General features: G+C 40.7%; 17 protein-coding genes. 2 read left to right on the top strand and 15 right to left on the bottom strand.

Annotated features, from left to right (window positions below; translation table 11 throughout):
• Positions 1 to 200: 200 nt before the first annotated feature.
• From ACQ2HE_RS09580 to ACQ2HE_RS09560, 5 genes are all read right to left on the bottom strand, one after another.
• Positions 201 to 1,046, bottom strand: coding sequence for a zinc-dependent peptidase (locus ACQ2HE_RS09580; protein WP_430898195.1), 846 nt, complete (start codon positions 1,044 to 1,046; stop codon positions 201 to 203).
• A 205-nt stretch (positions 1,047 to 1,251) separates the two neighbouring features.
• Positions 1,252 to 2,169 (bottom strand): zinc-dependent peptidase, encoded by a 918-nt coding sequence (locus ACQ2HE_RS09575; RefSeq protein WP_430898197.1) that lies wholly within the window; start codon positions 2,167 to 2,169, stop codon positions 1,252 to 1,254.
• A gap of 336 nt (positions 2,170 to 2,505) precedes the next feature.
• Positions 2,506 to 2,934, bottom strand: a complete 429-nt coding sequence (locus ACQ2HE_RS09570) for a hypothetical protein (protein ID WP_430898199.1) — start codon at positions 2,932 to 2,934, stop codon at positions 2,506 to 2,508.
• Positions 2,935 to 2,983: 49 nt separating this feature from the next.
• On the bottom strand, positions 2,984 to 4,039 hold the full coding sequence (locus tag ACQ2HE_RS09565; RefSeq protein ID WP_430898201.1) for an NAD(P)/FAD-dependent oxidoreductase: 1,056 nt from the start codon (positions 4,037 to 4,039) through the stop codon (positions 2,984 to 2,986).
• Between the two features lie 337 nt (positions 4,040 to 4,376).
• A complete protein-coding gene (locus ACQ2HE_RS09560; protein ID WP_430898203.1) occupies positions 4,377 to 10,352 on the bottom strand; it encodes an alpha-2-macroglobulin family protein in 5,976 nt (1,991 codons plus the stop codon).
• 159 nt (positions 10,353 to 10,511) lie between these two features.
• Here ACQ2HE_RS09560 and ACQ2HE_RS09555 point away from each other — a divergent pair, with 159 nt between their 5' ends.
• Together ACQ2HE_RS09555 and ACQ2HE_RS09550 are read left to right on the top strand one after the other, a co-directional pair.
• Positions 10,512 to 11,255: a DUF4476 domain-containing protein gene (locus ACQ2HE_RS09555; protein WP_430898204.1), complete on the top strand. Its 744-nt coding sequence runs from the start codon at positions 10,512 to 10,514 to the stop codon at positions 11,253 to 11,255.
• Positions 11,256 to 11,414: 159 nt separating this feature from the next.
• The gene (locus ACQ2HE_RS09550) at positions 11,415 to 11,600 is read left to right on the top strand and encodes a hypothetical protein (RefSeq protein WP_430898205.1); all 186 of its coding nucleotides are present in this window, start codon (positions 11,415 to 11,417) and stop codon (positions 11,598 to 11,600) included.
• A 380-nt stretch (positions 11,601 to 11,980) separates the two neighbouring features.
• On the opposite strand, the gene ACQ2HE_RS09545 is transcribed toward ACQ2HE_RS09550, so the two are convergent.
• The 10 genes from ACQ2HE_RS09545 to ACQ2HE_RS09500 form a co-directional block, all read right to left on the bottom strand.
• Positions 11,981 to 12,460, bottom strand: coding sequence for a ribonuclease H-like YkuK family protein (locus tag ACQ2HE_RS09545; protein WP_430898206.1), 480 nt, complete (start codon positions 12,458 to 12,460; stop codon positions 11,981 to 11,983).
• A 91-nt stretch (positions 12,461 to 12,551) separates the two neighbouring features.
• A complete protein-coding gene (locus ACQ2HE_RS09540; protein ID WP_430898208.1) occupies positions 12,552 to 12,920 on the bottom strand; it encodes a CoA-binding protein in 369 nt (122 codons plus the stop codon).
• The gene (locus ACQ2HE_RS09535; protein ID WP_430898209.1) at positions 12,907 to 13,338 is read right to left on the bottom strand and encodes a hypothetical protein; all 432 of its coding nucleotides are present in this window, start codon (positions 13,336 to 13,338) and stop codon (positions 12,907 to 12,909) included. The genes ACQ2HE_RS09540 and ACQ2HE_RS09535 overlap by 14 nt, the downstream gene beginning before the upstream one ends.
• A gap of 64 nt (positions 13,339 to 13,402) precedes the next feature.
• The gene (locus ACQ2HE_RS09530; RefSeq protein ID WP_430898211.1) at positions 13,403 to 13,909 is read right to left on the bottom strand and encodes a GbsR/MarR family transcriptional regulator; all 507 of its coding nucleotides are present in this window, start codon (positions 13,907 to 13,909) and stop codon (positions 13,403 to 13,405) included.
• A 140-nt stretch (positions 13,910 to 14,049) separates the two neighbouring features.
• Entirely contained in the window at positions 14,050 to 14,808 is a 759-nt protein-coding gene (locus ACQ2HE_RS09525; protein ID WP_430898213.1) for an energy transducer TonB, read from the bottom strand.
• Positions 14,809 to 14,969: 161 nt separating this feature from the next.
• Positions 14,970 to 16,418, bottom strand: coding sequence for a hypothetical protein (locus tag ACQ2HE_RS09520; RefSeq protein WP_430898215.1), 1,449 nt, complete (start codon positions 16,416 to 16,418; stop codon positions 14,970 to 14,972).
• A gap of 25 nt (positions 16,419 to 16,443) precedes the next feature.
• Complete coding sequence (locus ACQ2HE_RS09515; protein ID WP_430898217.1) at positions 16,444 to 17,580, bottom strand: NAD(P)/FAD-dependent oxidoreductase; 1,137 nt, start codon at positions 17,578 to 17,580, stop codon at positions 16,444 to 16,446.
• Positions 17,581 to 17,590: 10 nt separating this feature from the next.
• On the bottom strand, positions 17,591 to 18,295 hold the full coding sequence (locus tag ACQ2HE_RS09510; protein WP_430898219.1) for a methyltransferase domain-containing protein: 705 nt from the start codon (positions 18,293 to 18,295) through the stop codon (positions 17,591 to 17,593).
• Positions 18,288 to 19,373, bottom strand: coding sequence for a type III polyketide synthase (locus ACQ2HE_RS09505; RefSeq protein ID WP_430902440.1), 1,086 nt, complete (start codon positions 19,371 to 19,373; stop codon positions 18,288 to 18,290). The genes ACQ2HE_RS09510 and ACQ2HE_RS09505 overlap by 8 nt, the downstream gene beginning before the upstream one ends.
• Positions 19,370 to 20,230, bottom strand: coding sequence for a UbiA family prenyltransferase (locus ACQ2HE_RS09500; RefSeq protein ID WP_430898223.1), 861 nt, complete (start codon positions 20,228 to 20,230; stop codon positions 19,370 to 19,372). The genes ACQ2HE_RS09505 and ACQ2HE_RS09500 overlap by 4 nt, the downstream gene beginning before the upstream one ends.
• Positions 20,231 to 20,232 lie beyond the last annotated feature (2 nt).

Below are 20,232 nucleotides of genomic sequence, written 5' to 3'. Positions count from 1 at the left end.
ATTAAGCGCCTACAAGTTCGGGGTGCATGGATTTGTAGAGGGTCCGGATGAGAAGCGAGAAATTTTTTCTCTTTGCTTTGAATGAAAGGTCCCTCGACTGCGTCCTACGCTGCGCTTCGGACTCCGCTCAGGAACCTTGCTTGGGGTATTCGATTTTCGCATCTACAAATTTCCAAATTCACTAATTACCTTCTTCCTTCTCAATTCACCGACATCTTCTGCATCTTGTAATCTTCAAAGAAATCCGATGCTTTGATTCTATTGGTATTCAAAATAACAATGGGATCTTGATTCAAAAGTTTCTTCATCGCTGCAAATAGATCGGGTAATTCGTGACGGAAACGAATGGGGTTTTCGAAAAATAGTTCCACGCACACGGCCCAGAATTCGTGGTAATTGGTACCTGCATAATCACCGAGAATATTGCGTCTGCCCGTTTGCATCGATTCGAAAATGGGGCGCGCCACTTTAGAGAAATTTTTGAATTCTTTTTTGAAATGCTTGTCTTCTTCGGTTTGTGTAATGAAGTTGACATAGGTAAGCGCATGACCCATTTCATGCAAACCAACATTGCAATTGGCCGTGAGACCTTGAACGCCGCGCATGAAATTGTCCCAGCTTAAATAGATGCCACTGTGGTCAACATGCCCTTGAAATGGACGTGAATAAAGACCATAGTGATAGTCGTCTTTTAAAACGAAGATGTTTTTGAAATAGTTTAGTTTGTAACGCTCTAATCCGAATGTAAGCTGCACGGCTACTGCACTGATGAGGACGCTCATTTCAGGAATTTCTTCCAATTCAATGTAGTGAAAACGTTTCGATTGACGGAAGATGTATGTGCGGAAGAGAAAACGGTGTTGTTCTTCTACCGTTAAGCGTTTATAAAAACGAATATTTTTCGAAATAATGGAGTGAAGAAAGGGTTCGTGTGCAAGAAATTTCTTGTACGCGAGCTTTTCAATAATTCGGTTATACAGGCCATTTAGTGGCTCGAAGAACACTATTATTCCAACTATCACCAACAAGAGTATAACTAGTTCCATAAGGTCCAATTTGCAAATTCTGGAATACGGTACGCTTATGGCTTTACGAAGGAACACTGGATACACTACGGTATCATGGAAATAGGGGGTGATAATTCAAGGGAATTGGGAGCGGAGGGATTAGATGCGAACAAAATAGAAAGAATCTTTGAAAAATGAAAGCAGTTGATCGTAAAAATGTTTTGCACATTTTTGGTTTCATAACTTATTCATTGTCAATAGGCTCTAGAATGATTTGAGGTTGAAGCGGGTCTTGGTTGAGCAAGATGGTCATGGCTTCGTAGAGGCGACCGTGGTGAATTTGGAAGGCATGAGGGCGTTCGAAAAACTGTTCCACGCACACGGCCCAGAATTCATACATGTTGGTAGCGGCATAAGCGCCGAGGAAAGAATAAGGATCGGTTTGAATTTCATAGAAAACCGGTCGAGCAATTTGATTGAATTTTTTGAAGAGCTGAGCGAAGAGTTCGTCTTCCGGAGTTTCAACATCTGCATTGACTTTACTTAATGCATGGGCCATTTCGTGTAGCCCCACATTGTTGCCATCGGAATAGTCTTCAAATGATTTTACAAAACTTTCCCAACTGATGAAGATGTCCGATTCAGAAACATGTCCTTCAAAAGCAACCGGTAGCCCGGCAAAACGGTAATTGCCGCTGAGTACGTGTATGGTGTCAAATTCTTTTAAAAGATAATGTTTCAACCCAAAACTTAATTGCACAGCTGCGGCACTAATGAGCAGCGGAACCTGGGGTTCTTCTTTCATATCGTAGTAATGGAAACGCTTCGATTTCATAAATGCAACGGTCCTTCTTAAAAACCGCTGTTGTTCCTCGAATGAAAGTTTGCTATAATAAGGAATGTTCTTTTCAAGAATAGAATGATAGAACCAATCGTATTGGTTTAGGATTAATCCAACCTGTTTTCTTCGAATGAATCGAAACAGCGGATTTTTTAGCATTAGTAATCCCAGAATTGTAAGAATCACAAATGTAGAAACAGCAGAATAATCGGTTTGATCTGTTTCTAGGTCGATGGGGGGTGCAGGTTTACTGGAAGCACTGAAACCTGTTCCATAAACTGGTGCTGCTGAGTTGTTTGTATTAAGAGAATCGCCGGGCAAGGTTTGGGTTTAGGTATTACAATCTTACGAAATATGATTGAAGAAAACAATGGATTTGGGATGGGAAAAACGATGTATAATGGGATTTTGATACAATGATTTCGGTTGAACGATGATGATAGGGCTACAATCATTGCTAAAATCATTCCGATCTACAATCATATCGCCCCTGACGGGTGCTACAATCATTTCGACCCTAACGGGGCTGTGCATTGGATGCGAATGATTGGATAGTTGCCACAATCATGTCGCTTTGCGCTCCTTTTTACCCTTCATCTCCTTTGCGCCTCCCAAGCAGCGCAGCTGCGCAAAACTAAAAAACTCAAAACTCATTACTCACTTCTCTCCCCCAGCTTTCAGCATCGATTCCGATACTTCCACTTCAATCGTCACCATTTTCTCTGTTTTCTTTTCATTCGGAAGTATAACGAAGTAGTAGATGCCTATGAATAGAATGCCAATGCTGAAGGGTATGGCGGCGTAGTAGCGCGTTTCATCGGGCCATTTGAAGAATTCGGAGATCATCCAATAGGCATTGGCTGAAATCCAACTTACGATGGCGAGGTTGTGAAACAATTCGGCTTTGATTTTTCTGGTTTGCCAGGTAATGAGAATGGCAACGGCCATAGTAGGTACAATCATGGCAATGCCCAATGGTCGCCAGAGCATGGCCCAACCCAAATCTTTCAACAACCAAAAAACAATGTGTAAATTTTCGATCTTGCGAAAGCGATCGGGGATGGCGTACATTTTAGTCTGACTCATGCGGTAGAATTGATTGCTTAAAAATAATAGTTTCAAAGCAATTCAATCGCTATCTACTCAGGATTCGGCTGAATCGTTTTAAATCCGCTTCGGGTGCAATAGTACGTCCATTTTTTAAATGATCGACGAGTTGTTGGGCAAAATAAGGACCTAATGAAAATCCTTTGGTACCCATACCGTTTAAAATGCCAATGCGTTCATCTTTGGGGTGAAAGCCCACGTAGGGGCGGCGTTCCATGGTAGCGGGTCTGATCGATGCTTTGTGCTCCAAAACCTTAAATGGAAGTTTTAACCACTGGTTCAAATGCGCCAGTGTTTTCTCTCTGAAGGCCGCAGTAGGATTGGGGTCCGTAAATTCCCATTCATAAGTAGAGCCTACCCAGAAGATGTCTTTTTCCCAGGGAACGAGGTTCATCCCTTTTTTGAAAATATGTGTATCGGGCAAGCCCTTGCATTCGATCCATATAACCTCACCTTTATTTTTGGTAGAAGGCAATCGCTCGAACCAAGGATTTTCAAAGCTGTCGATGCCATCACAAAACACGATTTTGTGCGCTTCTACTCCTTTATAAGTCAGCCATTCCTTATCGAGATTTAATTCGTTGAGCTCAAAGCGTTCTTCAAGCAAACGCTCTTTGTGTTTCAAGGTTTTTCGCCATGCTACTAATAACTCAGGTGAGTTCACTACATAGGCAGGGTGGATGGTTCCATACCCAAAGGGATAGTCGAAGTATTCGAGCCAATCGCGTTCGTTCTCGGGTAGGGAGATGTATTCAGTGCCTTCTTTCACACGTTCTTCGAAGGCCAGTTTCATTTGAGGCGAAGCGTGTTGATCAATAATGGGTTTTAGGAAGATGCCTTCAATACCCAATTCTGTTCCAAATTCTGTATAAGCCTGTGCGGCGAAGGGCATCACTTCGTCGATCATCCAGGTTTTTACGATTCTTCTGCCTGTTACGGGATTGATGATTCCAGAAGCAATGTAAGAGGCCCGATCGGGTCTTTGCTCGTCAATTACTTTATAGGAGAGTCCTGCTTCTTCAGCATAATAACTGAGCCATGTACCACATATTCCCTGGCCTATAATGAGTAGGTCTATTGCCATGCGGCAAAACTAGGGAATTTGGGGTTTGGAAGCGTGGAGGTTCACCGCAAAGTGCGCCGAGAGCGCAGAGAATTTGCTAAGTTTTTCGTTGCGAATCGTTGCGTACTTTGTTTCTTTGCGGTAAAATAAACTGGTTGAATATTTTTAGTGTTTTTTTACCGCAGCGGCGCAGCGATCGCAGCGGTTTCGCAACGCTGGCAGTCTCTCTTTATTTCATAACCACATTCACAAACTCCCAAATTCACCAATCATCTCCCCGGCTGTTTCATTATTAATTATTAATTGTTAATTATTAATTAGCTCGGCTGTTCAATTATTAATTATTACTTATTAATTATTAATTTCCTTCCACCTGAAACCTCCCCACTCCCGAATACGCTTTGAACTCCGGAGCATACAAACACTGTATTTCAGCGATGCCATTGTTGAATGTGCCGGTATGTGTAATGAACACATCATATTCTACGGTGAAGTTGCCTTTGGGTAGATTGTCGAAATAGAATTCGACTCTGGTGTCTTTGAAACTCTGATAATAACTCAACCCTTTGTTCCATTTGTAGCCACTTAATGCATCTTTCAAAGGTGGTTCCATGGATGCCGAACGGGTATCTTTTAATTGCACATAGTCGAAAGAACGAGTGCTGGTTATCATTAGTTTCACCCGAATGCGATCGCCTACTTTCAAGGCATTGTTCTCTGTAACCAATTCCAATGATTCTCCTTTCGCTGTTTTGCTTACTTTGTATACTTGCTTTTTCAAACTCATTCCTGCCGCAATGTCTTTTACATTGGCTGCATCGGTGAAATACTGCCAGTATACAGCACCCCAGCTTGGACTATTGCTTTGACTACCGGATACCGATACCTGAATAGCTCCCAAACTTGGTTTTACATTCTTAGCAGGAATCACTTCTTTGAAATAGCCGCCTGGCGCCGAATTTTCATTCGATTCAAACGAAGTAGAACCCATCGTGATTTTTATTTTTCTATTTTCTGAAGCCAGCTTCGCTTTGTTGTACAGCAGCGCATAGCAAGCTTCCGCTGTAGAACTGCCGGTACCCCAATCGCGGGTTTGTTTTTGCAACAAAAGCCATTGTTGCAGGGCGGTAATTTTGGCTGCATCGGGTTGAATGGTTGCATAGGCTTCAATAGCTGCCGACTGTGTTTCTACACCACCATAACTGCGGTACAAGCGCGCACTGTTTTCTTTCCAATACATACCCAATTCCGGATCGCTTAATGCAAATTGATCGATCGATTTTAATGCCGCTGCTGCCAATGCTTTATCGCCCAAACGATGCGCCGCTAACGCAATTCTCGCTTTATTATAAATACTTTGATTGTTCCAACCCGTAGCAATGGATTTTAAAATCCATTTTAGGGTATTGGCCAAGGCGGTGTCTTTTTGATTGACACTGAAATAAGATCGCATAAATGCATAGTCGATCTTTGCATCCGAAGCATTTGGAACTGCTATTTTCAATTTGAGTTCTTCCGCTCTTCTGGCATTCCAGTACTTGTCCATATACTCCAAAGCATCGTCTGTGATTTCATCAATGGGTTCCTCATCAATATCAATCAACCCCAATTGCTTCATTCTACCAATTCCGGTGAGTACTTTATTGGTCATCCAACTATTATCAGGTCCACCTTTGAACCAAGGGAAGGAACCATTTTCGTTTTGCAAGTCTTTCAACAATCGAATGCTGTTGATTCTTTGTTGACTCAACTTATTTATATCAAGCAATAAGGCCAGATTCTTCAACTGTGTTGCTTCGTTATCGGCTTCTAATACCCAAGGGGTTTCTCTTAAAATAGCTTGTTTGAGTTCCGGATTCTTGTTAAGCACCGCATCGAAATTTGGGTCTTTCGATTTGCTCCATTTCTCCAAAGCTTTTGCCATTCCCGGATGGGTTTTAATGATGGATGCTGCCAATTCATTCGCGAACCATTTGTTCAAACTTTGATCGGCGCAATCTTGCGCATTTTCTAAAAGTGCGGGCAAGGCCTGTACTGCATACCAAAGCGGTTGCGCCGTAAACTCTACGGTTACGCCTTGATGTAAAATTTGTTCATTGCCTTCGCTTTTCAAAAGACTGTTGAATCGGAAAGGTTTGAAACCATCGCCCATCATTTTAATGGGCAAACTTTCGGTGATCAACACCTGGTTGGTGAGAACGGGTAGGGTATAGCTTTCTCCGTCAGAAATACTACCGACACGCGCAATGATTCTTGCTTCTACCGGTTTATTGTATTGATAAGGCACTTCAATGGTAAAACTGGCCGGCACCGATCCATTCGCAGGAACGGTAAAATATTGATTGGGGAAGAAATTGCGGAACCAACCATCTACCGGAACATTGGTAGCAGGATCGAACAATTGTAACTGAACTTGACCGGTGAGTTCTTTGTCGGTCATATTTACAATTTTAGTGCTGTAGTCCATGCGATCGCCTTCGCGCAAAAAGCGAGGTGGACTGGTTTGCACCATCAAGTCTTTTTGAGTAATGGTACTCGCTTCTTTATAGCCGCTTTTGCCTTGCAGGCTATGAGCAAATAATTGCAGACGCCATTTTGTTAAGGCATCGGGATAGGTAAAAGTGAATTTAATCCGTCCGCTATCATCGGTTCTAAGTTCGGGATAGAAGAAAGCGGTTTCGGAGAAGTTGCGGCGGATGGGGGCTGGGTTTTCGTCGCTTGCTTGTGGCTTTTCGTTTGCTGTAATTTGAACTCCAGCAACTTTACCTCGAAGATTATAACTGATTTTATCCGCCTCCGAAAAAAAGCCGAAAGTATTACCTTTTTCATAATTGCCTCGAAAAGTTGATGGTCTGTCTGAATCAATTTTAGGACTTGTGAATTTTGAAGTAATAGCGATCCCGTAAGAATCATCTGCTCCATCCACTCCGGTTTCAGCAATATTATCAAAACTCCAATTGATAGTATCTACCGGATAGTTGTTGTCTAGTATTGAAGCTGTGATTTGATCATTCTCCACTCCTTGAAAACGTCTATGAGTGTTAACAGCCCAATAGCGACCAATACTTGGAATTCGGTTAGGATTAAAGGCGTCTAAACTCTGATCATACATTGAAGCCAATAGTTCAATTGATTTTCGTTCCGCATCCTTACCCTTGAATTGAATGGAGACGGTTTCGGATGATCCCGGAATCGATTTGTCTCTTAATCCATCAATGGTAAAATCTAAATTTTCATCTTCTTGCTTTGCGGTGAAGTATTCGTTTCTACTGATAAACTGGTTGTATCGGTAGGTGGCAAAACTTAATTCATAGTCATGGGTACTATCCTCAATAACTAAATTCTCAGATTTTTTCAATACATCATTTAAAATGATCATTCTACTGTTCTTACGGTCAGATGAAATGAATCCAATTAGGTTCAGCGTGTCAATATTTGAATTTATCTGAAATTGTGGAGCTTTGCACGTTATTTGCTTTTCGTCGATGCTGAATTCAAGATCGTCCCATGTTTTTTCATCACCGTTTACTTTGAAGTATCGGATCAGAGAATCGGTTGAACCTGGGGTACTGCCAATTACACTTACTTTATAACTTCCTTCTTCCCATTTATAGTTGTCCCATTTAAATGCGTTTTTATCGCTGCTAGTCCCAGATACGATTTGGGCGTTCACTGTTTTTCGATTCTTAAAATCCGACTCATTGCTGTATTCATCAAAGGGGAAAAAGGAGTGATAGGTTTTTTCATCGTATATAAAACGATCGGGGGCATTCCATTTTCTCTGTCTTAGCGGATTATTGAGCTCTGAAAGTTTTTCTATTTTAACGGTTATTGGTGTTGAAACCTCTTGATTTGAATAGTTGGTGGTTGAGACAACTAATTTCTGAATGGTTTCTTTTGTGTAAGTGTCCTCAAATAGGTCGACAAGTTTAAGTGGATAGCGCTGTAGATAAACGGTTTGGTTGTACTCTATCGTTTCTCCTGTTGCATCTGTTACCATTGTTTTGATGGAAAAACTCTTTGAATCTTCTTCGTTTAGCGCAATTGCTTTAAAGGGTATTGTAAAAGAACCTGTTTCATTGGTTTTCGTTTCTCCCGTAATTAGTGGTGAAGACTTATTAATGCCTGGTATTCGAACACGCAATTGTCGAGGATACGCTTGCCAAGTACCGCCTGTTGAAATGGAGTAAGAGACCTTTGCATTTGTGATAGGTTCTCCGGAATAAGCAAGGGCTTGGAATTGAGCTTGAATGCTATCGTTTAATTTTTTGAGTTCTTTCGATGGCGTGTAACTGACAATGAATTTGGGTCGTTTGTATTCTTCTACAAGAACCGAATACGATGAAACAAGATTTAGTGAATCATGAAAGTAAATGGATCCATTCATCAATTGCGATGGCAAATCGAATTTTCCATGAAACGAACCAAACTCATTCGTGGTGAGGGTCACTCTACCTACTACACTGCTATTCTCATCTCTGATTTCTATTACATCTGTTAACCCTTTTTTGAGCTGCATTAGGTTTGAGCCACGCCGCTGCTGATAGGCGATTCCTTTAAAGTAAAGAGTTTGTCCCGGGCGATAAATGCCACGGTCGGTAATCAATACTATTTGCGTTACAGGAGCAGCTTCAGATTGAATTGAATACGGTTGGATCCATCCAAAATTATTAATGGAAGAGTCGGTGCTGGTCTTTACAATAAAGCTATAGGAATTGTTTCCCTTAGTGGCAGCAGAATCTAAAACAAGATGCCCATTATTGTTGGTGAATTGTGGCTTCGATATTGCGTAGGAAATTTTTCCTGTGATGAAGTCACGTAGTACCGTTCTGTATTGTACCGATGCTTTGGGTACCGGCTTGCCTGTGTATCTGCTTACAGTAAAGAAATCATTTCCCGACAACAGCGCTCCCAAATCACTTACTTGAAATAGACATAAACTAAGTCCCTTCTGGCCAGGAGAAAACACTTGTTTGTCACTGGTAAGTAAGGCGTACATGCCCGGCGATAAACCATCAATTTTTGCTTCAACTGAATGTTCAAGATAATCTTCTGTTGATGGAATTTGCTGTTGATAGGCTCTTGCAATGGGTAAGGTTACTACTTCACTGAAAACTTTGTCGGTTTCATTGATTTGATCCGTTAGAGATTCAACTTGTTTATAGTTGAGTTTGATGATTCTTACATATACACTGGAAATGTTCTTGTAAGTAATTAAGTAACGAAATGGCTTGTAAGGAATATTGATCGATTCTACTGTGGTTCTATGCGTCTGAAACTTGATCTCGTCTTCAATCAATTTTGCCTGCTCTCTTCTTTCTTTGATCTTGCTTTGTGTAATTACCGCTTGCGCATATTGCAGCGATGTTTTAATGTTTGCAGCGCCGCCTTTTTCATAGTAATGTCTGGCCGCATACAGTTTAATCTGCTGAACCGCTTCATTGGTTTTGTATTCTTCCAGCCAAGATTTTAACACTTGCTCAAAATCCTTCTCATCCGCTTCTTCTTTGTATTTGTCTAGTAACTCAAGTCTGAGGGCCACCAATCGCTCTGTTTCATTTTTCTGTTGTAAGAAGACCAATCCCTTTTGAATCCAATACAAGGCTAGAAAATTACCATCGGTGCTGTCTTTAGGTTTGAAAGAAGTTTTGATAAAGCTTGCAATAGAACTTGTGTAAACTGAAGCGGGTATTTGAAATTGCTTGTCTACCGGAATGTCGTCGTTGTTTTTTGAGTTGGCGAATTCAATCGCTCTGTACAAGAGTAAATCAAAAAGCCCCTTTCTCTCTATCTGATTTGTCCCTTTTGAAACAATGGCGCCAAAGCTTTCTACTTTAGTGGCATTTAATTGTTCCTGATTCGCCAAACTTTCTTGATACAAACGAATGATACGTTGATAGAACTGTTCGGTGGTCCAGTCCTCTAGTTTAGCATTCTTCTTAAACTCGTGGTCTTTGATATCGTAACTATTGTCGTTGAAGTATTCTTGGTAGGCCTTGGCTAGAATTGATTTATAGATATTCAGCGCTACACCGGTATAGTTTCTTTGCTGTTTTTCGAGTTGCTCAATAGTATAGGTTTCTGTTTTTTCATCGAAAGAAGCCTCAATGGTAATTTGAGCTAGCAATGCTTTGATCAAAACATCTTGTTTCTTCTCTTTGAGTGCCTGTTGCTGAATTTCTTTTACCACCAATAAAGCATCTTTTGGTAAAGAAGCCTGATTGAAAAGGGAATCGACCATCGCCCATTTTTGCTCATAGGGAAAGGATTTGGTTTGTGCGAAAGAACCAAGGAATAAGGTGGTACAGAGTGCTGACAATAGTATGTTGCGCATACGCAATTCGGAATTTTTTACAAGGTATTAATAGTGTTTCAATTATAGGATGCCATTCTTCCCTATTTTTCATACCCGGGCCTTTTAACAGAACCTTAGCGACCCGCTTCTAAACCTTGGCACCCCTTTGGATTCTATAAGTGTAAGGAGGAATTTTTTATGAAAAAAATCTTTACACTTTTAGTTATCGCTTTAACAAGTATTCAAGTAATGGCCCGCGACCTCGATGGAGTGCTCTCCATCACACAAATAGGAAAAGCGAACTATTTGGTGGAAGTGGACGGACGAATGGTGAATGACCGCAACGGAGAAATATTCTTAGACAATATGGCTCCCGGAAAACACTTCGTTCAAGTGTATTACTGGAAAGAAACCCGTTCACGCGGGTGGTTTAGAAACGATCGTCAAAAACAATTCATATACAACAATGCGATTTATGTAAAACCTCGCACACACACTGATATTATCATCAACCGTTTTGGCAAAGTGTTTGTAGATGAAAACATGATCAATGATGTGTATGATCGTAGAGATGGTGATCGTGATAGAGATTGGGATCGTGACCGCGACAGAGGCCGTGATTACGACCGCGACAACCACGATGGCTATTTCAACGCCATGGATCTCCGCAGCTTCGAAATGCTGGTGCAAACCATGAAGCGTGAAAGCTTCGACAATGGTAAAACATCCATTGCCTTTCAAGCCATCGATCGCAACTACTTTACTTCTGAACAAGTAAAACAGTTGATGAACACCATGAGCTTCGATAAAGGAAAAGTAGAAGTGGCAAAAGCCGCTTATCGTAAAACAATCGATAAGAACAACTTCTTCATCGTATACGACGCATTGTCTTTCAGTAGCTCAAAAGCAGAACTGGTCGACTTCGTCAGAACTTCTAAATAGGTGATCGGACGGTTTAAATCAGATGGGCTTCTCTGTTTAGGGGAGCCCATTTTTAATTAATAATTAAAAATGAAACAGCCGAGGTAATTAATAATTAACAATTAATAATTAATAATGAAACAGCCGAGCTAATTAATAATTAACAATTAATAATTAATAATGAAACAGCCGGAATACAAGAACGAGGATGAGGAAGCTGGTTTTGCGCAGCAAAAGCAGTCCCGCAGGCGAAGCCGTTGCGGGAAAAGGGGAAATACGGACAGCCTGCCAGCGCTGCGAAAACGCTGCGAGCTTGTCCTGAGCGAACCGAAGGTTCAGTCGAAGGACGCTGCGCCGCTGCGGTAAAAGTTAATTAATAAGTAAGCATTGAATAGCCGGAAAACAAGAGGGAGGAAGATGGAAGAGATAGGCTATCCTTGGTCAAATAAATAGTAAAGAGTACATAGCGAAATCTTAGCGTTCTCCTTTGTTTGCGGCGAATATTTTTTTGACCACGGATTCGCACAAATTATGACAGATTTACACAGATTAGGGTCTGAGTATTCTGTTATACACTACGAACAACGGAATCTAATCTGTGGTAGCTATGTTTAAAATCTGAACTAACGGTTATCTGTGGTTTCCAAAATCCTTCGCGACATCTTCGCGCTCTTGGCGGCCTCTGCGGTGAACTCGCCAAGCAGCGAAGCTGCCCAATTATTAATTCTTACTTCTTAATTATTAATTCAATTCACCGCTTTATTCGCACAACTACTACTCGCAAATGCTTCCGGTTTTGCTTTGAAGGCAAAGCCCATTCCTAGGATATAACCCATGGCTTCACGGAGTGCGTCATTGCTTTTGAACTGGGGATTGGTATTGATATCGGCATGAACTTCCATATCCACATCATACTGCGTGAACAGGCCACAAAGCTCATAGGCGATTTCAATACTTTTGCTTACTTCCACCAGCATGCGTTCTTTGATGCTGTACTTTTGGCGGGTCTTTTCATTGTGAAGGAACATAAAGCCACCCTGTCCCTCGCGAAGAAATACAATAACGGTGGCGAATTCAGTTTCCGGACCTTTTACTTGTGAGTCGGTTCCGATGCATACTTTTAGCTTGAAGCCTTTTTGAGTTTCTCTCTTGATCGCCTCTTCAACAGCCTCTACAATGGGAATCTCAATGGCCTCACCACTAAACTTTCTCCATTTTAACGGCATAACTATGTAGGTTTTCCGAATTTACAAAAAAGCAAATTCAGAACACCGTTATGTTTAAGTTACCAAATGGAATGTGAATAAGTTCTTTAAACTAGTATTGACCTGTTGAAAGCAAAACCAAGGTACAGGCCTCCTGAGCTTGAATGCCGGCTGCTTCCAAGCGATCTTCGAATTCCGGATTTTCGGTGCCCGGATTGAAGATGACCCTTTTCGGATGCATGGATAGTATATAATTGTAGTAGGCTTCTTGATGCACAGGGTTTACATAGAGCGTTACGGTATCAATATCGGAGAGTTCGGGTAAGCCGGTTTGAACCGTAGTATCTGCCACTTGAACGGCTTTTTTCCCAATTCCAATAATTGGATGTCCATGGCGCTTAAGTAGGTGCATGGCTTTGTAACTATAGCGTTCCGGATTGTCGGAAGCACCTATTACCAGCGTTTTTTTAGTGGGTTTCATCGCTTTCTTCGTTGAACGCGTTTTGTAATTGCTCAATCTCCAAACTCTTCCATTTGTTGTGTTCAATAATACTCATAACTAGATAATAAACCGCCATAATAGCGGTCCAACCTAAGACAACTAAACCAACAGTAATAAAACTGTCATTGTCAACTACAACAATGATTATTGGAACAATAATGGTTGCAATTAAAAGCCAATTGTACAATTTACGTGCACTACTCCATAACGCACGTTGAACACTTAGATGCACCAAACTACTAATCAATTGCCAACCTCCGAGAATAAAATAACCTGAACCAACAGCCTGTACGCTTTCTCTCACAATTCCGGTTAAGTAAAGCATTAATAGGAGTACAGGAATCAAGATTTGACCTGCAAGGTCGAATTTTTTATTCCGAATCAATGATGGGTTCATAATAGGCGATCATTAATTTGATATGAAAGAGTGCACATCACAGAGAAGTTTCAAATTGCGCATACTATTTAAATAACTTCATCAAATTGCCAATAAACCAGTTTTCGTCGGCTTTTACCAAAGTGTCCAACATCTTATCGGCACTATGTCCAAAGCGTTTGATACCGTCAATGGTTTCCGTGAATTGCTTGATATGTTTGTCCTTTTTGTCGCCTTCAACTTCGCTCAGGTTGTCCATCAGTTTCAACATCGGATTCAACTCTCGTTTCTTACGTTCATGAACAATTTGAGTGGCTACCTTCCAAATATCTTTTTCAGCTACAAAAAACTCTTTGCGCTCTCCCGGAATGATCACACGGTCTACCAATCCCCAATCTACTAATTCGCGAATATTCATGTTTGCATTTCCTCTGCTCACACTCAATTCTTCCATAATATCATCCTGACTTAAAGGATCGGGAGAAATCAATAATAATGCATGAATCTGGGCCATGGTTCTATTGATACCCCAATGCGTTCCAAATGCGCCCCATGAAGAAATAAACTGTTGTTTTGCCTCTGCTAATTTCATAGTTCAAGCTTGTGCTACAAAATTACGACCGAGTTCTGAATTTTCAAAACTTATTGAAATGCCATGACAGTTCTGAAAGAAAAGAAAGAGGAGTCTAATTCGTTGATGTGGTTATTAGCTAATTAGTAAGCTTCGCTTTCTTACTTACTCAGCGCAAAAATAATTGGTTGGATTTTGTAAGATTTTACATACTTGCCATTCTGATACGCCGGAGTCCATTTCTTCGAATTTTGGATTACTTGCATGGCTTGTTTATCTAAGGAGTATTCCAACGATTGAAAAATGCGGATGTCTTTGATGCTACCGTCCGAATCTACAATGAACATCACTTTCACCAATCCTGCCTTTTTTAAATTGAGGGCCCTTTCAGGGTATTCTAAGGTTTTTTCTAAATAGCGTTTCCATTTCGATATTCCTCCCGGATATTCCGACTCAACTTCTAAACCTGAAATCTCGAGATTTGAGGGTAGAGGAGTTCTGATCGATCTTTCAAGATTGTAGCGCTCCTTAACAAACACCCCATTTTTAAAGTTGACGATCTTTGCAATAGCACCGGTATCATTCCAATAATAGTAGTCACCGTCAGCAATTCCGTTTTTATATGAGTGCAAGGAATCGATCCTGCCGTTCTTATTGTAAAAGCAGGTTATTCCATTAGTTAATTCACCGTCCTCGTCCTTGGTTTCTTCTGTTCTTATTAACGCTCCTGCTACATGATACAGCGACCATTTGTAGAGACTGTCGTGCTCTTTGTAACGAACATAGATGAATTTCGACTTGCTATATTCACAGCCCACAAAGTTTTCATCCAACGCAAAAATTGTTTCTTTTTCTTCTTGCGCAAAAACACTTTGTTGACCAATAACTATCAAAATAAAGAATACTAAAATTGATTTCATAGCCTACATTCTAAACTGAAAATAATCTAGAGCAAATTAGAACAACTAGGGCAAATTCAAAAATGTTCAGTTGGCAGAAAAATTCCAAATGAATGCAAATCTATACTTAAGTAAAAGTAGAGTAGCTCTTATCAAATTATCAAATATCCTAATTAGTTAGCCTATTGTTTTCTCGGAGGACAGTTCAATCTTCGATCACCTCTGTTCTCAGAATTTCCACCCGATTTAATGATCAATGCCATATAAAAACCGCCGTTTTGGATCGACTTTTGAGAGAAGATATAACCCAAATTATGCAAGCCAATAACCAAGGGACCAATCTTACCTGCAGCGCCAACCCAAAAATTTCCCTCTTGTGTTACGTGCAAAGGCAAATAGGCTCCAAAGCGATTGGTTTCCCACCGAGGAGTAATGCTGAATAAACTGAGGTCTTTCACATACAAGTTCTTTCCTGCAATAAATTTCGCAACATTCACCGTCAAATCTGCATTGATATACCATGCACCATTAATAAAGTAATCGGCATTCAAATTGATCCTCGTTGGATTGTATATCTTATAAGAAAAGCCTTTAAGAGTAGACATTGTAGTAACCAGGGTTGCTAAGCTATCGTTAAATTGTGCACGATCGTCCACTGCAGCCATTTTCTGATTGATCACTACATTGGTAGTGCCGGCTCTAATACCGGAAGTTTGTACACTGTTTTTTCCGTATTTGAATTGATTGAATCCAATATCCACAATAGCAACACCTAGTTTCAGATCATAGTCGTAATAACTGTCTTCATCATTTACCGAACCAATCGCTTGCGATTTAAACAACAATTCTGCTCCTAAATCAAAAGCAAAGCCTCCAAGGCTATAACGATAGAAATTTCGAATATTGGTTGCATTGCTATTGTTCTTGTTCCATTGATCGAAATTGTAAGAATAACCGTGTACAATTGCACCTGTTCTTACATCGTATTGGGTAGGATTGGTGTTGCTTACCGGTGTTACACTTGCATTAATAAGAGACGCGTTATTCCCAAATACACCTCTCATGAGTTTCAAATTAGCTCCTGCATTCAGCCTAAAACCTGCGTCTTCATACACCGTTCTTCCGTATCCTGCAAACAATTCCAACCAACCACTGCTTACTGTATTTAAGCTGAAGGGCTGTCGCTCGGTGTTCATGTCAATAAACTGACCGATATTATCAAGAGTATCAATGAAATTGTAACCGGAAGTCTTCAGATTGTTATAAGTGCGAATATTGGCGCCAAAACTAAAGGCACTGTTTTTACCGATTGCTACGCGTCCATTCAATAGATTGATGTTAGCCTGTGCATTGGCTTTTCTTTTGTAATCGCCCGATAGAAACTGGTATTCTGAATTGCTCGCCGGAGAAAATATTGAGAAGTTTTCAACTCGAACAATATTGGTTGCGGCCTTTCCTTGAACGCCAAAGATGGCCAATTCCCATTTAGAAGGAACGTTCACAATAGAAGCCGGGTTATGTAGAGCATTTAAACTGCCGATATAGGAGGAGCCGTGCACCGCCTGATAGCCTTGGGCATTTATCCCATTAATTCCGGCAATCAGTAGTAAAGTGGATAATAAAAACTTCATGGTTTTCATGGTACGCAAAAATACATCAAAAGGGTTGGCCGTGCGTGAGTCTAATTAAAAACCGAGTGAATTTTGGGGAGAATTTTGCCGTTCTAACGAATAAATTTGTCAAAAAGCGACCGCCAAACAGCGATTGAATCCAGCGACCCACCATTAATCTTTTGCCGAATTGCGCTTCCCATTGCTGATTGTATTGTTGCTCCATTTCAAAGCGATTGATCTTGTTTCGCAGAAATTCATCGATTTGATGAGCCGCCAGCTTGCTTCCATGCAAGGCCATGCTCATTCCATTGCCGCATAGGGGAGTGATCAATCCTGCCGCATCTCCAATGAGTAACACATGATTTTCTACTCTTGTTTTTTTGTTGAATGAAATTCTAGAAATGGTCACCGGCTCTTCCCACACAAAACTGGCTTTGGAGAAAATTTCTTCCAAATAAGGGTTTTTCATTAAAATACTTTTCTCCATTTCTCGAATATCATTCTTGCTTTTACGCAAATTTTCTGCGGTAGTGAGATAGCACAAGCAACACAAATCTTTTTCGATTCTTGATATTCCGCAATACCCATTTTCAAAATTGTGTAAGGCTATGAGGTCGTCGGGGAAAGGAAGTTTAATGTGATATTTAACGCCAACATAGTGATTGAGTTTGTTGGGCCGTACTTGAGTAAACTGACGTTTCCATTTTACATCCAAGTTGCTTCTTTTGCCAAATGTGCCTGCACAAACCTTGCACTCTGTTTCTCCTTTTGAGGTGAATACTACAAATCGTTGATTTCGAAACACCACATTCATTACTTTCACTCCCTCAAACAAATGAACACCTTCCGAACGCGCAGCATTGGCAAGAAGTTCATCTAAGGTATACCTGCTAATACCAAATCCTCCTAAGTCGAGAGGATGTTCTAACAATAGACCATCGGGCCCTGATACTTGAAGTCGCTGAATCTGCGGCAAGTTTAATTCAGAAAGCGGTACCCCTAATTCTTCTAAATGGTTCCAGCTTTCATGACTTATGTATTCTCCGCATACTTTATGAAAAGGATAGGTTTCTCTTTCAAACAGAGCTACCTTATAATTTTTACGTGCGAGTTGAATGGACAGCGATAGGCCAGCTAGACCACCTCCAATAATAACAATATCGTATTCTTGTTGAAGCAATTGTTCTGAATTAATGATGATGAACTATCAGCCAGCGAAAGGCCCATTTCCAAGACAGGTTCGCGTTGTCAATTTCTGCTTTTTTTAGCAGATCTGTCCATTCCAATTTAGAAAATCCTCTTAAAACACTTAATGGAGCATCGTTCTTAACTAAATAACTTTTCGAAAAAAAGCCGGTTAACAACTTGATGGAGTGATACGCCAAAGGATGTCTCTGTAAGTCATTGATAAACCATCCAAAGCCTGTATTCTCATTCATCCATTTTAATTGAGCCACCAATTCTGTATCTGTGAAATGATGACAAAACAAAGAAGAAAACACAATGTCCGGTTTGCTTTCAAATTGCACTTTGCTGTAATCAGAGCAGATCCATTCAATGTTATAGCTGTGGTGCTTTTCTTTTCCGTAAGCAATACACCACGGGTTTAAATCTATCCCGATGAACTTACAGTCAATCGAATGCTTTTTGCACCAATCTGCAACTACCCTCAAGTTATCGCCACCGCCGCAACCCAATTCTGCTATTACAATAGGACGCTTTACTGCTCGCATGCTTATTAACAAGGTTCTAAATCCTTCTGCCGTTATAGCATGCCCACCCAAATGGGTATTGATGAAATCGAGTTCCACCATATTTCGCCGAATATCCGCTTCCGGAATATCAGGTTGGTCGAGTAGTTCTTTTTGATAAGAACGATGGTTGAAATCAGGCATAACTTAAAGTAAAGGTTTCCATGGTAAGCCCCGGTCCAAAGGCCGCTCCCACAATGGTTGCCGGTTTGTGAGCCGCTTTTAAATGGTTTTCCCATATTCGTTTTAACACAAACAATACCGTGGGCGAACTCATGTTTCCGTAGTCGTTTAAAACACCGTAACTGTTTTCAATTTTTGAACTTTCAATCCCTAGATTTTCTTTGATCACATCCACTATTTTCTTCCCACCCGGATGTATGCACCAATAATCTACTTCTTCTATTGACTTATTTGCTTTATGAAGCGCGCGTTCTATCAGTGGCTTGAAATCTGCCGCCAAAAGATCTGGTATATAGCCGGTAAGTGTCATTTGAAATCCGGTAGAGGACAGCTCCCAAGCCATGTCTTTCTCACCCTTGGGTAGAATAGAAGCATAAAAGGACTCAATAGTGAGTCCTTCATTGGAATCATTGTTTTCAATTAAGATTGCGGCAGCACCATCTGCAAATAACATACTCGACATGATATTATCGCCCGTTGCTTCTTTTTGAAAATGCAGCGTACACAATTCAACACATACCACCAATACCTTGGCATTCGGATTTGCTTTGCATATAGCCGTTGCTTGTTTCATTCCATGAATGGCAGCATAGCAACCCATGAAATTGATCGAGCTTCTTTCAGTATCATTGCTAAGTTGGAGCGCAGCAATAATTTCTAGATCCAATCCGGGTGCACTCATTCCCGTGCAACTCACACTAATAACATGTGTGGCCTCTCGGGCTTTTGTTAGACCCAGATTCTCAATAGCTTTAACTGCTAATTTTAACGCTTCGTTTTTGTAACAACGCATTCGCTTCTCTAGTGAAGGAAATGCATTATCTAAGTTTTGCGAATAGAAAGTCCATTCTTCTTTAGGGGAACTATAGTCTTTTAATACAGAATATCTTTTTTGAATTCCTGATTGGTGGTAGAGAAATCGAATCTTTCTCGCCTCATTGGAATCTGCTGCGTAGATATTTTGCATAAAAGGCAAGATTTGATCTTGCGTGTGTTCGAAATCTGGAACGGCCGTTCCGAGTGCTGATATTTTTATCAAAGGAATCGTCCAATTAAGATTGAAAGAAAAGCAAGATTGGAACAAAAAGAAGCCAGCAAATTCATACGCATCGTGTGCTTAAAATCGGCTTGCCTTGGATCTTTCCAAACTTGATACAACCATATAAAGAAATATACGAGAACCGGGAGTAAAAAGATACTTAGCCAAATAAAATTCTCTATTTGATTTTTCGACGAGAAATAGTTCAATAGAAAAAGCATTGCCGCAGCATATATTATGGCCGTGAAAATAAATGTACCTCGAATGCCTAATAACATGCTTAAGGTAAGCACGCCGTCTTTTCGGTCAAATTCATGCTGATACACTTGTGTAAGCGGATAGAAACTCCCCATTAACAATCCGGCTGCTGCCATCGCATAGGTAGGCGCCAGCATGAGTTTATCGGTAGAAGCCCCATGATATACTAGAAAGAACACCAAGGTTCCTTGAAATAAAAGTACCGTGATGAATCCTATGATGGGATATTTCTTTAAACGAATGCCTCTATAACTGTAGGCCCTTGAAGCAGCAATATAGGCTATAACACCCAAGGCAAAAACAGTGCTTATTAGTAAACTCAATAAAACGGCAACAATATCCATCACCACCGTTACCCAAAACAATTCTTTGGTTGGCTGCATGGGGTTTTCAATACCGCCAATGGGCGTGTCGTCTCTGTCCATATAGGAATTGTACCCATTGCTCGCCGGATAAACCAAGCCATGTAAGATGAAAAAGATAGCTACCGCATCTAACCAATTGATTTGTGGCGCCTGACTCAATGCAAAGAAATAGACGGGCATCAGAAAGAAACTGAAATGAAAGCGCAGTAGTTGTATGGTTGATTCTTTTAGCACTT

This window comes from Endoryza foliicola (genome assembly GCF_050589245.1).
Taxonomy (GTDB): domain Bacteria; phylum Bacteroidota; class Bacteroidia; order Chitinophagales; family Chitinophagaceae; genus Endoryza; species Endoryza foliicola.
The sequence above is the reverse complement of the archived record's forward strand: the minus strand, read 5'-3'. Positions and strand labels throughout refer to the sequence as shown.